Source organism: Lacihabitans sp. CCS-44 (assembly GCF_024343735.1).
Lineage (GTDB): Bacteria > Bacteroidota > Bacteroidia > Cytophagales > Spirosomataceae > Leadbetterella.
Genome location: NZ_RJUE01000003.1, coordinates 38,398 through 52,511 on the forward strand (window position 1 = coordinate 38,398; position 14,114 = coordinate 52,511).

Below are 14,114 nucleotides of genomic sequence, written 5' to 3' on the forward strand. Positions count from 1 at the left end.
GCAGGATAATTGTAACTAATTTTGCAAATAGTTCGAGTTTTTATTTCGTTTGCACATTTTGGGTTCAGTTTTGTTACTTTGATTTTGCTGCGTTGTTTTAGCTCTTTTTTTTAATTTATTTAATATTTTTATTATGAACATTTTCGCAGCAAAATTGAATTACGACACTACTGACGAAACTTTACAAGCCGCTTTCGAAGAATTCGGAGAAGTTGATTCAGCAAAAGTTATCATGGACAAATTTACAGGCCGTTCTAAAGGCTTTGGATTTGTTGAAATGTCTAACGACGCAGAAGCAAGAAACGCTATCAATGCATTGAACGATTCAGAATTAGACGGTCGTACTATCGTTGTTAAAGTAGCTGAGCCAAAAGGCGACAGACCACAAAGAAGAGAGAGATATTAATTCTCATTTTCAGATAGAAAAAAAGCCTTTCGTTGGAAAGGCTTTTTTTTATGCCCAGTTTTTGAAAACAATAGGTCAAAAATAAATAGAATCTTATTTCTTCTTTAAATAAGCATATTTAATTCACTTTTAGAAGATTATTTTTAAAATGATTTCATAAAATAAACTTCATTCTAGAGCCAGATAATAAAGATTTGGCCAAAAAAAGAGACTTTTAAGCTTATAATTAGAAAATAAATTTGGAAATAAAATATTTTATTATACATTTGACCCGATTTCGAGTTTTTTCTTCGTTTGTCTGAATGGTTTTCTTTTTTGATTTATCGTTTTGCTACGTTGTTTTAGCTCTTTTTTCTTAATTTTTTAATTTTTATTTAAATGAACATTTTCGTAGCAAAATTGAATTACGACACATCAGATGACACTTTATTGGCAGCATTTGAAGAATTTGGAACAGTAGATTCAGCAAAAATTATTTTTGACAAATTTACAGGACGCTCTAAAGGATTTGGTTTCGTTGAAATGCCGAACGACAGCGAGGCTAAAAACGCAATCAGCTCTTTGAACGAAACAGAATTAGACGGACGTACCATTGTAGTTAAAGTAGCTGAACCAAAAGGCGAAAGACCACAAAGAAGAGAAAGATATTAATTGCTCTAATGCATCGTAAAAAAGCCTTCCAATGGAAGGCTTTTTTTATATTCTTAAACTACCCCTATAGCCATTTTTCATAACCATCAGGCAATTTCCACTTGGATTTTGGCTCAAAATATTTCCAAAGGGCTGAAGATATGCTTCTTGCAGCTCGGTACCCTTCATTGCTTTTGTTCCATTGAGTATCTGTCTGATTTTTGGTAATCATACAAAAAACATAGTCGCCGTGTGGGGCGTGTACTAGCATTACCTCGGACTTTGACCTGTCCACGGCACCTGATTTATAAGCGGTTTTTATATTCTCGGGTATTTGCGAAAGACCTTCGCCATCCCAATATTGATTACCAAGAGTTTTATACATTCGATGAGACGCATCTGGTGTAAAAACCTCCCCTTTTCTGAGCATTTTCATTAGCCTTGCCATTTCTTTGGGCGTAGTTTGTCCCCAACCATAGGTTTTCTGAAAAGCACTTCGGCCTGGCGTGCGAGAATTCACACGGGTGTTTTGCATACCGAGGGAATCCATCAGATAATTGATTCTTTCACCTTTCACCAAACCTTGTAACCATAAACTGGCTGTATTGTCTGATACCGACTCCATCAAATATATAAGTTCAGAGACTGGAATCTTGGTACTGTCACGAAATGAGCCCACTATACCATTATCATATTTTAGCGAATCCTTGTAAGTTAAAACCTCGTCATATTTTAGTTTTCGGTTCAAAATATGAGAAAAAGTACCGATCATGATAGGTATTTTTATCATGCTGGCCGTTGGAAAAATAGTGTCGGCATTCACAGCAGCAAACTGTCCTGTTTTTAAATTTTCAATATAAACACCTATCTGACCTCCGAAACCCGAGGTTTCTTTTTCTAATATTTTCTGGAGTTTAGGGTCGTTTTTTAGTTTTTGTGAAAAAATATTAAAACCAAAAAGTAATATAATTGATATGATTAAAGGTTTTTTCATTGATGAGAAATTTAGAATGTTTGTCTAAAAATAGGAAAAACATTTGTTAGCACTGAGTTATAAAAAATATAAGTTTGGCGTATCGTTAGTTTTGGCGTAATTTTGCGGAAAATTTAAAAATATATGGCACTTAGAGCAGGAATAGTAGGATTACCAAATGTAGGAAAATCAACCTTGTTTAATGCGGTTTCGAGCAGTGCAAAGGCACAGGCAAGCAACTACAGATTTTGTACGATTGATCCCAACGTTGGTTTGGTAGACGTTCCTGATACGAGGTTAGATCAACTTTCAGAGATTGTAAAACCCAACAAAGTGGTACCTACACAAATAGAAATTGTGGACATTGCCGGCCTTGTAAAGGGTGCAAGCCGTGGAGAGGGTCTTGGAAACAAATTTTTGGGAAATATCAGAGAAGTGGATGCCATTATTCATGTGGTACGTTGTTTTGAAGACGAAAATGTTTTGAGAGAAGAGGGTGAAATAAATCCTGTAAGTGATAAGGAAATTATTGACATAGAACTGCAATTCAAAGACTTGGATAGTGTTGATAAAAAAATACAAAAGACTCAGAAGCAAGCAAGAGTTGGTGGCGATACCCAAGCCAAAATTGAGCTAGACGTACTGGAAAGAGTAAAAGCTTGGCTTGAACAAGGCAAAAACGTAAGAATGATGGGCCTTACCAAAGAAGAAATGGTAGCCATTGACGATTTGTTTTTGTTAACGGTTAAACCTACAATGTATGTTGCAAACGTGGACGAAGCATCAATGCACACAGGTAACAAATATTCCGAAGCTTTACAAAAAGTAGCAGACGCAGAAGGTGCTGAACTGGTCGTATTAAACAACTCCATAGAAGCCCAAATAGCCGAAATGGAGGATCCGGATGATAAGGCTTTGTTTTTTGAGGAATATAAAATGGAAGAACCAGGTTTGAATAGATTAATAAGATCTGCTTATAAGTTATTAAACTTGGCCACTTATTTCACTGCTGGTGTGCAGGAAGTTAGAGCTTGGACCATAGGCAAAGGCTGGAAAGCACCACAAGCTGCAAGTGTAATACATACAGATTTTGAAAAAGGATTTATCAAAGCAGAGGTAATAGCATTTGACGACAGAATAAAATACGGAACCGAAGCTGGTTGTAGAGAAGCTGGTCGCTTGAGAATAGAAGGCAAAGAATACATTGTGCAAGACGGAGACGTGATGCACTTTAGATTTAATGTGTAGTTTTTGTTATTGGTTATTGGTGAATTAGCTATTGGTTACTAGAGAATTAGTATTGGTTATTGGAGGAATTGATTTTTAGAGGATTGGTTATAAGGCTTTAGACTTCAAAATCCTGAAGCGACTTATATCTGGTATATAAAATCATTACTTAGAATTATATAAAAATAGATATCAAAAGTCAAACTTACGGGTTTGACTTTTTTTGTTTTGTCGAAAAAAAATCCAAGAATTTTGAAAGAAAAAAAAATGTCATTATTTTTAGATACTAAATTCTAAAAATCTGAAAACAACTTTTACATTTTTACTGATTATCCATTCTTTTTTATCCGCAAAAGCTCAGTATACCTATTTGGGAGCAGGTGCTTATGGGAGAGCAAATTCCTTGGTTGCAGTACCTGATTTATCTTCAATTTATCAAAATCCGGCTGGTATAGGCTATTTAGACTACCATTTTGCTGCCGTAGCGATTCATAAAACGCTTCCTGTCGAAGGACTATTAACGGTCGGTGCATGGGGAAATATAAAATCTAGAATAGTCAATATCGGTTTTTCAGCCGACAATTTTGGAGACGAATACTATCATGAAACCCGAATTGGACTTGCTGCCGCTAAAAAAATGGACAAAGTCTCAATGGGAATAAAGTTCTCATTACTCAATAATGCCATAAAGGAAATGAGCAGCAAACAAACAGTATTGGGCGAATTTGGTATTCTAGCCACACCTTCAAAGTTTTTTAACGTGGGTTTGCATGTGGTGAATTTCACTCGAGCAAAACTCTATGAATCGCAAAACTTACCAACTTTTGTAAATTTTGGGATAGGACTAAATCCTTCAAAAAAAATCAATATTAGCGGTGAAATAGACTACCCAATTGGCGAAAAACCATTTTTAAAATTGGGAATTGCTTATCAAATAAAAGATCATTTCAGTCTTTCGACCGGAGTAAATCCAAACTTAAACGCTGTACATTTCGGGGTATCATTTGATGTTAAAAAATACCGTTTTGCCTATGCAGTCAGCACCCACCCTAATGTGGGCTTATCCAACCACATAACTTTAGCCATTTTGTTCAATGAGAAAAAATAAAATAAAATTCCTACTTGTTTTGTTATTTTTAGTCAGTACGAAAGTATTGGGGCAACAAATCAATCGCCCAGAGATAAATCTTGATGACTTTATACTAAAAATAGCTCCAATACAAACAGAAGATGCTAATTATGAGGATGTTTATGAGAATCTCTTCACAATTTATCAAAATCCTCTAGACCTCAACAAAGCCGACATAGCAGACTTGAGGGCTTTGTTTTTTCTTACCGAAAATCAAGTAAATGCAATTATTCACCACAAAAATAAATTCGGCAATTTCCTTAGCATCTACGAGTTACAGGCCGTAGAGGGTTTGTCTATAGACGACATTAGAGCTATTTTACCTTTTGTACAAGTAAAAAATGGTATTGGCACCACCCGATTCTCCAACTTCACCAAGAAAGCCGTTGAACACTATTTGGTGATAAGAGCCGACCAAACCCTGGAATCTCTTGCTGGATTTAAAGAGGATAAATTTGTTGGCTCTCATCAAAGATACTATACGAGATACCGCATGAGTCATTCCAAGGACTTTAGTATTGGTTTCGTGTCTGAAAAAGACGCAGGTGAAAAGAATTTTATGGATTATTACAATTTTCATGTCCAAGTCCAAAACAAAGGAGTTGTAAAAAACTTGGTAGTTGGCGATTATTTGATGCAATTTGGACAAGGAATGATATTTTCAGCTGGTTTTGCAGCAGGAAAAGGTAGCGAACCAGTTTACACCACCCGAAGAAGCAATGTAGGTATAAGACCCTACAACTCTGTGGTTGAAAATGGGAGTTTCAGAGGCGTAGCTAATACCATAAAAAATGGGAATTTTGAGATCACAACTATGGCGGCCATCAACAAAAGAGATGCCTCGGTGGATCTAAATGAAGAAACACAAGACGATTATTTCAGCTCCCTTTTATCGGCGGGATTTCATAGAACTGCAACCGAAATAGCTAACAAGAATGCAATAAAAGAGACCAATTTTGGCGGAAATATTTTATACAAATTAGACCACCTTCAAGTAGGATTCTCGGTGCTTCATACTTCTTTCGACAAAACATTTCAAAAAAGAGAGTTGCTTTACAATAGATTTGAATTTACTGGTGACAAAAACACCATTTTGGGTCCGAATATCTCGCTTTCATGGCAAAATTTTAATTTTTTCGGAGAAGCGGCACGAAGTTCTTCGGGTGGATTTGGCTATATCACTGGCCTTGTGGGTAGTCTTGGACCAAAGGTAGAATGGGCATTGAATCTTCGGAATTATCAACCCAATTTTCATACTTTTTATGGCTTTTCTTTTGCCGAAGGAAGCCGAACCATCAACGAAAAAGGAATCTATAATGGGCTGAAATATATCATCAAAAAAGGACTGGAAGTGTCCGCATTTTATGATTCTTATAGTTTTCCTTGGCTTAAATATCGGGTGGATGCTCCATCTTCTGGTCATGATTATCAAGTTCGTATTTTGTATAAACCCACCAAGATTTTCAGCCAATACATTGCCTTTCATAAAGAAACAAAAGAGAGAAATGCGTCTGATAGCAAAGCTGTTACACACGAACTTTTACAAACCAATAGGAACAATTTGGTTCTAGGAACAGAGTATAGTCATCATACTTGGCTTAGACTACAAACAAAGCTCCAATACAATGGCTTTAAGATAGAAAATACCTCAAAATCTGATGGTTATGCGGTAATTCAAGACATAGAAACAAAATTTAAAAAGTGTCAAATAAAAGGACGAATTGCTTATTTTAGCACCGATTCTTACGATAGCCGAATTTATGCCTACGAGAATGATGTACTTTATGCGGTGTCGTTTCCAGCATATTATGGCAAAGGTTGGCGATATTATTTAATTGGAAAAATGCCCATTGGTCGTAATTTAGATGCTTGGATTCGGATAGCCCAAACTAATGTCAGCGATAGAACTGCAATAGGAAGTGGTACGAGTGAAATTGACGGAAACAGAAAGACAGATTTGAAGGTACAATTGAAGTATAATTTTTAGAGAATGAGTAAGTTAGTTATTGAAAACGAATACATTAGAGCATCTATAAATCCTTTAGGGGCAGAATTGGTGAGCCTTTTAAAATTAGACGACAACACAGAATACATGTGGGATGCTAACCCTGCATTTTGGGGTAAAACTTCCCCAGTTTTGTTTCCGATAGTGGGTGGTTTAAAAAACGATACTTACCTATTTGAAGGAAAAGAATATAAACTTCCGAGACATGGATTTGCGAGAACTATGCTTTTTCTGGTTGAATCTCAAACTGAAAATTCAGTAATTTTTCTTTTAAAAAACAATGAAGAAACAGGAAAAGTCTATCCTTTCGAGTTTGAATTGCGTTTAATTTATTCCATTTCAGACAATCAGCTTGAACTAAAATATGAAGTTAGAAATCCGAGTGAAAAACCTCTTTGGTTCTCTGTTGGAGGCCATCCAGCTTTTAAGTGTCCAATAGAAAATGGTTTAAGCTATGATGATTATTTTCTCGAATTCGACCAAACCGAAGATTTTGAACGTTGGCCACTAAACTCTGAAGGTTTGGTTTTAGATACACCAATTGGGATCACTATAAACACAAATAAGTTAATGCTCACTAAAGAGCTTTTTCATGAAGATGCCTTGGTTTTTAAACATTTAACATCAGATTGTGTAACAATGAAATCTCAAAAAAGTCCGAAAGAACTCAAATTTGAATTTAAAAATTTCCCTTATTTGGGCATTTGGGCTGCTAAAAATGCTGATTTTGTATGCATTGAGCCTTGGTGTGGAATTGCGGATTCAGCGGATACCAATCAGAATTTGGTGGAAAAAGAAGGAATAAATCACCTAGAACCGAAACTGGTTTATGAAAGGAGTTTTATAATCGAAGTATAGAAATTAAAACTTTCTCCGAACAATAATTCATGAGGACAGTTATATTTTCATGAAAAACATACTCATAATCGGAGGTTCATCAGGTATAGGGTTGGCAACTGCCAACTTACTGGTCAATAAAAATGAGCAAGTCTTTGCGACCTTCAACCAATCAGAAAACAAAATTAAAGGTGCTACGTACTTCCATTTAGATGTAAATCAAGAAGAATGGGATTTCTCGGTACTTCCAGATGTCATTGACGGAATGGTATATTGTCCCGGAAAAATAAATTTGAAACCATTTTCAAGACTCAAAGCAGACGATTTTTTAGAAGATTATAAAATTCAGGTTCTTGGAGCAATAAAAGCGATTCAAATGGTTCTTCCAAAACTAAAAAAATCAAATTCAGCTTCTATTGTTCTGTTTTCTACAGTTGCGGTGCAAACAGGTTTTTCGTTCCACAGCATAGTTTCTAGCTCAAAAGGTGCCTTAGAAGGCCTAACGCGGGCATTGGCTGCGGAATTGGCTCCTACTATAAGAGTAAATTGTATAGCTCCATCTATAACTGACACGCCTTTGGCTGGAAATCTGCTCAACACTCCTGAGAAAAAAGAAGGCAACGCACAAAGACATCCTTTAAAAAAAGTAGGAGAAGCCAAGGATATTGCCAATGCCGTTGCCTTTCTACTTTCTCAAGAATCTTCCTGGATGACGGGACAAATTATGCACATCGATGGTGGAATTTCAAACTTAAGAGTGTAAGTGATTGACAAAAAGGCTGTAAATATTGTTTGGCTAAAACGAGATCTTCGGGTGCAAGACCATGCCGCTTTTGATGCCGCCGACAAGTCTGAATTGCCCCTTTTACCCATATTTATTTTCGAACCCAGTCAATTATCTTATCCTGATTGTTCAGAAAGACATCTTTTGTTTCAATATCATTCTATTTTAGGTATAAATGAATTTCTAAACCCTGCTAACATTAAAATTGAAATTTTTCAGGAAGAGGCGATTCCAGTTTTTGAGGTTTTAACTAATACCTTTGATGTTAAAAACGTTTTTAGCTACCAAGAAAGTGGCATAATGCTCACTTACAAAAGGGATTTGGCGGTCAAAGCATATTTGAAAGAACAGAAAATTCCTTGGATTGAATTTCAAAGAGATGGTATTATAAGGAGAGCCAAAAACCGAATCGATTGGGATAAAAACTGGTATGCAGCTATGCACAGCAAAATGATAAAAAACACCTATCATTTGCAAGAAAAAATAGAGTTTGAAAATCCTTTTCCCCTTTCAGAAGATTTAAAAGAGCAGCTGAAAGAATATCCGAAGCGGTTTCAACCGCCGGGAGAGAGAAATGGACTTCGATATCTGGACTCTTTTGCCAACGAGCGAGGTCGAAACTATTCAAAACATATTTCAAAACCCACAGAGAGTAGGACTTCCTGCATTCGTATTTCTCCGTATCTGGCATGGGGAAATTTGTCGGTGAAAATGGCTTATCAATATTTATATGTAGCTCAAGCTCAAAAACCTTACAAAAGAGCTATACAAAATGCCATGGTCAGACTTCGCTGGCGAGATCATTTTTCCCAGAAATTTGAAGCCCAGTGTCAATATGAAACCGAATTTCTAAATCAGAATTATGAGAAAATAGAGTGGTCAAAAAACACAGAGCATATAAAAACGTGGGAGGAAGGTAAAACTGGACTTCCGCTCGTAGACGCCTGTATGAGATGTTTGCATGAAACAGGTTGGATAAATTTCAGAATGAGAGCCATGGTGGTTTCGGTGCTTTGCCATCATTTATTTATCGACTGGCGATTAGGGACTTATCATTTGGCTAGGCTGTTCCTCGACTACGAACCGGGCATTCATTACCCGCAGTTTCAGATGCAGGCAGGTACCACGGGCATCAATACCGTCAGAATTTATAATCCAATAAAGCAATCAGAAGAACACGATTCAGAGGGGATTTTTATAAAAAAATGGGTGCCAGAATTGAGAAATGTACCCACAAAGTATATCCATGAACCTTGGAAAATGCCGGGGTTAGAAATGCAGCTTGCCAATTGCGAAATAGGAAAAGATTACCCCGCCCCTATTGTAGATTTTGAAGCTGAAATCAAAAAAAATAGACCGCTCATTTGGGGTCATAAAAAAAGTAAAGAAACCAAAAGTTTTAATCCGAAAATACTAGAATTACATGTCAGACCACAAAATAATTAGAACTGAAGACCTTGAACAAATGGAAACGCGTTACCGTGCTTCATTTGTAAATTCATTGGGAGGATTCAAAAGTGTGGTGCTTATCGGCACCAAAAATAATGAGGGTCAAGAAAATTTGGCAATTTTCAATTCCTTAATACACATCGGAGCAAATCCAGCACTCTGTGCATTTATCGTTAGGCCCGATGTTTCTCCACGACATACCCTAGAAAACATCATCGAAACTGGCTTTTACACCATCAACCACCTCAACTTTGATATTTATAAGTCTGCCCATCAAACATCGGCACGGTATCCCAGAGAAAGCTCAGAGTTTGAGGCAACCGGTTTGGAAACTGAATGTCTAGGTGGATTTTTATCCCCTTTTGTGGCCGAAAGTAATGTAAAATTTGGCTGTGAGTTTGTGCAAAGGATAAACATCGAACTTAATGGCACTAGCCTAATCATTGGTAAAATAGTTCAAATCTCAGTACCAGACAGTTGCATTTTAGAGGATGGATTTGTAGACATAGAAAAAGCTGGAAGTCTGACTGTGAGTGGCTTAGATAGTTATCATTCTACCTCAAGAATTGCGAGACTTTCTTATGCTAAACCCAATAAATTCGCAGAAGAGATTTGAAAAAACAACATTTGCCCTCGAAGATTTGTGTGACCTGCGGAAGACCATTTGACTGGAGAAAAAAATGGGAAAAAGTATGGGAGGAGGTAAAATATTGCAGTGAAAAATGCAGAAAGAATAAAAGCAAAGAAACTATTGTTTAAAATCATGAAAACAGCGGCACTAATATTTCCACATCAGTTGTTTGAAAACTCTGAAATACTTGCAGAAAATGCTGATTTTTACGTCATTGAAGAGTTTTTGTTTTTCAAACAATACAATTTTCATAAACAAAAACTTTGGTTTCATAGAGCCAGTATGAAGTCCTATGAAAAGTATCTGCGAAAACAAAACAAAGAAGTATTTTATGTTGATGCGGTTTCAGAAAAAAGTGACGTTCGTATTCTCATTCCTACTTTAATTGAAAAAGGATATGAACAGATCATTTACATTGACCCAACTGACAACTGGTTAGAAAAGCGAATCAAGAAAGCTTCAAAAACACTTGTGATTAAAAGAATAGAGTCACCGCTTTTTCTAAATTCCACTAAAGAGAACAAGGAGTTTTTCGATGCTAAAAAGCGGATGTTTCAAGCTGATTTTTATATTTATCAAAGAAAAAAAACCGGAATTCTGGTAGATTCGAATCAAAAACCCATTGGAGAAAAATGGAGTTTTGACGAAGAAAACCGAAAGAAATTCCCAAGTTCCAAGATTCCGCCTTTTGTACAATTTCCAGAAAATGACAATATCCAAAAAGAAGCATTTGACTATATAAGCACCTCATTTTCAGATAACTTAGGGAAACTTAGTTCAACTTTCAATTATCCCACTGATTTTGAATCAGCAAAAAAATGGCTGGATGAATTTCTTGAAACCAGATTTTTCTCCTTCGGTGAATATGAAGATGCCATCGTCAAAAACGAGGTAATTCTTCACCATAGTTTATTGTCTCCTTTAATGAATGTAGGCTTGTTAACACCTGCTTGTGTATTAGACAAAACCATCGATTTTGCTGAGAAAAACAATATTCCAATCAATTCTTTAGAAGGATTTGTGAGGCAAATAATCGGTTGGAGAGAATTCATCAGGGCTGTTTATGAACTTAAAGGAGTAGAAGAACGCACCAAAAACTTTTGGAAATTCAAGCGTAAAATACCGGCTTCTTTTTATGATGGTACAACGGGTATTTTACCCATTGACACTACCATTAAGAAAATATTACAAACGGGATACTGTCACCACATAGAACGATTGATGGTTCTTGGAAACTTCATGTTGCTTTGTGAGTTTGATCCCGATGAGGTTTACAGGTGGTTCATGGAGCTTTTTGTAGATGCTTATGACTGGGTAATGGTGCCTAATGTGTATGGTATGAGCCAGTTTGCAGACGGCGGCTTGATGTCTACTAAACCTTACATCAGCGGCAGTAATTATATCCTGAAAATGAGTGATTATCAAAAAGGTCCTTGGCAGGAAATTTGGGATGGGCTATATTGGCGATTTATCCATCAACACCGAGATTTTTTTAGTAAAAACCCACGGCTAAACATGATGGTGAATATTTTTGACAAGATGGACGACCTAAAACAAGCCGCCCATCTTAGAAATGCTGAGGAGTTTTTAGGGAAATTATAAATTATTTTTACCACCCAATACCATAATCCTCGCCATGGTTGCTACTGCCTCCCCAGAAAGTTCCATGTTTCCAATCTAGAAATATTGCATTGATAGGTCCACTCGTACGAGGCTGAAAATCAAGCGTGTAGCCTTTGCCTTTTAGCTCCGCTCTCGTCCAATCTGGCATGGCATCATTGAGGGTCAAAGCTCCCGGTTTTTTCTCATGTTTACCAAAAGATGAATACATCTGGTAAGTTTTGAAACTGGGTGCTTCGCAAGCTTCTTGTACGGTCATGCCAAACTCCACCACATTCAAGAAAAACTGCAGCAACAACTGGTCTTGCTCATCACCAGCCTGTTTGGCAAATGCTAAAACAGGTTTACCGTCTTTTAGGGCCATGCTTGGGGTAAGCGTCACTCTTGGTCTTTTACCTGGCTCGACTACATTAAAAGGATTTTCTTTTGGATCGAGCACAAAAGATTGCATTCTTTGGCTTAAACCAACACCCGTATTTCCAGCAATACAAGCTGGCACCCAACCACCGCTTGGCGTTATAGAAACTACCCAACCTTCTTTATCCGAGGCTATTACAGATGTGGTACCCGAGGTAAATTCTTTTAAAAAGTCCTCATTCATCGGCCCAGGGTTTACTCTTCCGACTTTGTTGGCATTGTTTATAATGTCCAAATATGGATTCAGCTTATTTTCGAAAGGATATGGATCACCTGGTTTAACGTTCGGATCATTTTTCTCCCAATTGATGAGTTTCAAACGCTCTTTTGCATAATCTTTTGAGAGCAAACCTTTCATCGGAGATTTTGGCTCAAAGGCTGGGTCGCCATAATAAAAATCACGGTCTGCAAAGGCTAGATTCATGCTCTGATAAAGTGTATGAATGTATCTCGAAGTATTGTATCCCATACTTTTAAGATCAAAGTTTTCAAGAATATTAAGCGTTTGCAGCATCACTGGTCCCTGAGTCCATTCTTGCAGTTTATAGACATCATAACCTTTATAGTTGGTCATAGTCGGTTCTTCAATTTTCACTTTCCAATTGGCCAAATCTTGTTCTGTAATCAAACCCCCTTGTTCCTGTGTGCCACGAGCAATTTCTTTGGCTATATCTCCTTTATAAAACCTGTCATAAGCGGCATAAATAGCTTCTTTTCTAGATTTTCCTTTTTTCAATGCCTCTTGCTCTGTGTAAACCAGTTTCTGTAAAGTTTGCAATAGTTCGTTTTGAACAAAAATTTCACCCGCTTCTGGTGCCTCTCTTTCTTTGCCTAAATGTGGCAAAAATACTTTTTTAGAATATGACCATTGTTTGATCTGATCTTTTCCTTTTTCTATAGAATTGGCTGTTTGGGCCTCAATTGGATAACCCTCAGCCAATTGCATAGCTGGTGCCAAAACATCTTTCAAACTCATTGTGCCATATTCTGCCAGCATGGTCAATAAACCACCTGGCGTACCTGGAGTTGTGGCTGCTAATGGTCCAAATTCTGGCGGATAATTGTACCCTTTACTTTTGTAAAAATCTGCAGTAGCACCAGTAGGAGCCACACCGAGGGCATTGATGACTATTACTTTTTTGGTTTTGGGATTATAAATCAAGGCCTGCGTTTCACCACCCCAACTCAGCACATCCCACATCGTGCAAGTAGATGCCAACATAGCACAAGAGGCGTCAATAGCATTTCCACCTTTTGTAAAAATCATTGCTCCGGCTGTTGCTGCCAATGGTTTTCCAGTAATTGCCATCCAGTTTTTACCATGTAAGGGAGGTTTTTGAGTTTGTACTGGAAAAGTATTAAAAGACTGACCAATAGAATGAAATGAAATGGCGATTAGTAAAATAAATAGTTTGTTCATGTTTAATTGATTAGGTTGTAACAAATATGGGCATTAAAATTCTAAATAAAATGCCTTATTTGATTCAATTTATTAGTTTTATAAATACAAAAAACATTTCAATGCCGAAAATAGAGCATGTGGCCATGTATTGTCATAATTTAGAGACAATTAAAGAATTTTATGAAAAATATTTTGGCTGTAAATCTGGAGAAAAATACACAAATTCTTCCAAGGGATTTGAGTCCTATTTCATAAGTTTTGAAGATGGTTCTCGACTAGAAATAATGTCAAAAACGGCAATAAATGAATCTATCAAACCCGCCGAATATTTAGGTTTAACGCATCTTGCCATCAGTGTTGGAAGTAAGGAAAATGTTGATAATTTAACAAAAAGGCTTCGAAATGACAGTTTCGAAGTCATTGGAAACCCCCGAACTACTGGCGATGGCTATTACGAAAGCGTGGTTCTTGACCCAGAAATGAATCGAATTGAAATAACGATTTAGGTACATTGCCAGAAATGCTGCTTCAATATCAAAACAGCATTTTAAATTTCGACCATTAGAATTATATTTGTAAGACCAATTACACTATAAAATACCTC

Annotated in this window: 14 protein-coding genes; 12 read left to right on the plus strand and 2 right to left on the minus strand. The window is 36.7% G+C overall.

The window, feature by feature from the left end; translation table 11 throughout:
- Nucleotides 1–133: 133 nt before the first annotated feature.
- The gene (locus tag EGI26_RS02940) at nucleotides 134–406 is read left to right on the plus strand and encodes an RNA-binding protein (RefSeq protein WP_255038050.1); all 273 of its coding nucleotides are present in this window, start codon (nucleotides 134–136) and stop codon (nucleotides 404–406) included.
- Nucleotides 407–784: 378 nt separating this feature from the next.
- Nucleotides 785–1,057, plus strand: a complete 273-nt coding sequence (locus tag EGI26_RS02945) for an RNA-binding protein (RefSeq protein ID WP_255038051.1) — start codon at nucleotides 785–787, stop codon at nucleotides 1,055–1,057.
- Nucleotides 1,058–1,121: 64 nt separating this feature from the next.
- On the opposite strand, the gene EGI26_RS02950 is transcribed toward EGI26_RS02945, so the two are convergent.
- The gene (locus EGI26_RS02950; RefSeq protein WP_255076233.1) at nucleotides 1,122–2,030 is read right to left on the minus strand and encodes a serine hydrolase; all 909 of its coding nucleotides are present in this window, start codon (nucleotides 2,028–2,030) and stop codon (nucleotides 1,122–1,124) included.
- A gap of 123 nt (nucleotides 2,031–2,153) precedes the next feature.
- On the opposite strand from EGI26_RS02950, the gene ychF reads away from it, so the two are divergent.
- The 9 genes from ychF to EGI26_RS02995 all read left to right on the plus strand — a co-directional run bounded on the left by ychF (nucleotide 2,154) and on the right by EGI26_RS02995 (nucleotide 11,673).
- Nucleotides 2,154–3,257, plus strand: coding sequence for a redox-regulated ATPase YchF (gene ychF / locus EGI26_RS02955; RefSeq protein WP_255076234.1), 1,104 nt, complete (start codon nucleotides 2,154–2,156; stop codon nucleotides 3,255–3,257).
- Between the two features lie 349 nt (nucleotides 3,258–3,606).
- The gene (locus tag EGI26_RS02960; protein ID WP_255076235.1) at nucleotides 3,607–4,344 is read left to right on the plus strand and encodes a hypothetical protein; all 738 of its coding nucleotides are present in this window, start codon (nucleotides 3,607–3,609) and stop codon (nucleotides 4,342–4,344) included.
- Complete coding sequence (locus tag EGI26_RS02965) at nucleotides 4,331–6,352, plus strand: helix-hairpin-helix domain-containing protein (RefSeq protein WP_255076236.1); 2,022 nt, start codon at nucleotides 4,331–4,333, stop codon at nucleotides 6,350–6,352. The genes EGI26_RS02960 and EGI26_RS02965 overlap by 14 nt, the downstream gene beginning before the upstream one ends.
- Before the next feature lie 3 nt (nucleotides 6,353–6,355).
- A complete protein-coding gene (locus EGI26_RS02970) occupies nucleotides 6,356–7,228 on the plus strand; it encodes an aldose 1-epimerase family protein (protein ID WP_255076238.1) in 873 nt (290 codons plus the stop codon).
- Between the two features lie 49 nt (nucleotides 7,229–7,277).
- Nucleotides 7,278–7,970, plus strand: coding sequence for an SDR family NAD(P)-dependent oxidoreductase (locus tag EGI26_RS02975; protein ID WP_255076240.1), 693 nt, complete (start codon nucleotides 7,278–7,280; stop codon nucleotides 7,968–7,970).
- Complete coding sequence (locus tag EGI26_RS21210) at nucleotides 7,971–9,437, plus strand: deoxyribodipyrimidine photo-lyase (RefSeq protein ID WP_255076241.1); 1,467 nt, start codon at nucleotides 7,971–7,973, stop codon at nucleotides 9,435–9,437.
- The gene (locus tag EGI26_RS02985) at nucleotides 9,415–10,056 is read left to right on the plus strand and encodes a flavin reductase family protein (RefSeq protein ID WP_255076242.1); all 642 of its coding nucleotides are present in this window, start codon (nucleotides 9,415–9,417) and stop codon (nucleotides 10,054–10,056) included. The genes EGI26_RS21210 and EGI26_RS02985 overlap by 23 nt, the downstream gene beginning before the upstream one ends.
- Nucleotides 10,057–10,085: 29 nt before the next feature.
- The gene (locus tag EGI26_RS02990) at nucleotides 10,086–10,199 is read left to right on the plus strand and encodes a DUF2256 domain-containing protein (RefSeq protein WP_409035353.1); all 114 of its coding nucleotides are present in this window, start codon (nucleotides 10,086–10,088) and stop codon (nucleotides 10,197–10,199) included.
- The gene (locus EGI26_RS02995; RefSeq protein WP_310587930.1) at nucleotides 10,156–11,673 is read left to right on the plus strand and encodes a cryptochrome/photolyase family protein; all 1,518 of its coding nucleotides are present in this window, start codon (nucleotides 10,156–10,158) and stop codon (nucleotides 11,671–11,673) included. The genes EGI26_RS02990 and EGI26_RS02995 overlap by 44 nt, the downstream gene beginning before the upstream one ends.
- A 7-nt stretch (nucleotides 11,674–11,680) precedes the next feature.
- On the opposite strand, the gene EGI26_RS03000 is transcribed toward EGI26_RS02995, so the two are convergent.
- Entirely contained in the window at nucleotides 11,681–13,528 is a 1,848-nt protein-coding gene (locus EGI26_RS03000) for a gamma-glutamyltransferase family protein (RefSeq protein ID WP_255076246.1), read from the minus strand.
- A 101-nt stretch (nucleotides 13,529–13,629) separates the two neighbouring features.
- Here EGI26_RS03000 and EGI26_RS03005 point away from each other — a divergent pair, with 101 nt between their 5' ends.
- Nucleotides 13,630–14,016, plus strand: a complete 387-nt coding sequence (locus tag EGI26_RS03005; RefSeq protein WP_255076248.1) for a VOC family protein — start codon at nucleotides 13,630–13,632, stop codon at nucleotides 14,014–14,016.
- Nucleotides 14,017–14,114: the final 98 nt, after the last annotated feature.

What these genes read in the sequence shown, in the direction of transcription:
- EGI26_RS02985 (WP_255076242.1), top strand. Translation starts at nt 9,415, where the DNA reads ATGTCAGACCACAAAATAATTAGAACTGAAGACCTTGAACAAATGGAA.
- EGI26_RS02950 (WP_255076233.1), bottom strand. Translation starts at nt 2,030, where the DNA reads ATGAAAAAACCTTTAATCATATCAATTATATTACTTTTTGGTTTTAAT.
- EGI26_RS02970 (WP_255076238.1), top strand. Translation starts at nt 6,356, where the DNA reads ATGAGTAAGTTAGTTATTGAAAACGAATACATTAGAGCATCTATAAAT.
- EGI26_RS03000 (WP_255076246.1), bottom strand. Translation starts at nt 13,528, where the DNA reads ATGAACAAACTATTTATTTTACTAATCGCCATTTCATTTCATTCTATT.
- ychF (WP_255076234.1), top strand. Translation starts at nt 2,154, where the DNA reads ATGGCACTTAGAGCAGGAATAGTAGGATTACCAAATGTAGGAAAATCA.
- EGI26_RS02940 (WP_255038050.1), top strand. Translation starts at nt 134, where the DNA reads ATGAACATTTTCGCAGCAAAATTGAATTACGACACTACTGACGAAACT.
- EGI26_RS02965 (WP_255076236.1), top strand. Translation starts at nt 4,331, where the DNA reads ATGAGAAAAAATAAAATAAAATTCCTACTTGTTTTGTTATTTTTAGTC.
- EGI26_RS02975 (WP_255076240.1), top strand. Translation starts at nt 7,278, where the DNA reads ATGAAAAACATACTCATAATCGGAGGTTCATCAGGTATAGGGTTGGCA.
- EGI26_RS02945 (WP_255038051.1), top strand. Translation starts at nt 785, where the DNA reads ATGAACATTTTCGTAGCAAAATTGAATTACGACACATCAGATGACACT.
- EGI26_RS03005 (WP_255076248.1), top strand. Translation starts at nt 13,630, where the DNA reads ATGCCGAAAATAGAGCATGTGGCCATGTATTGTCATAATTTAGAGACA.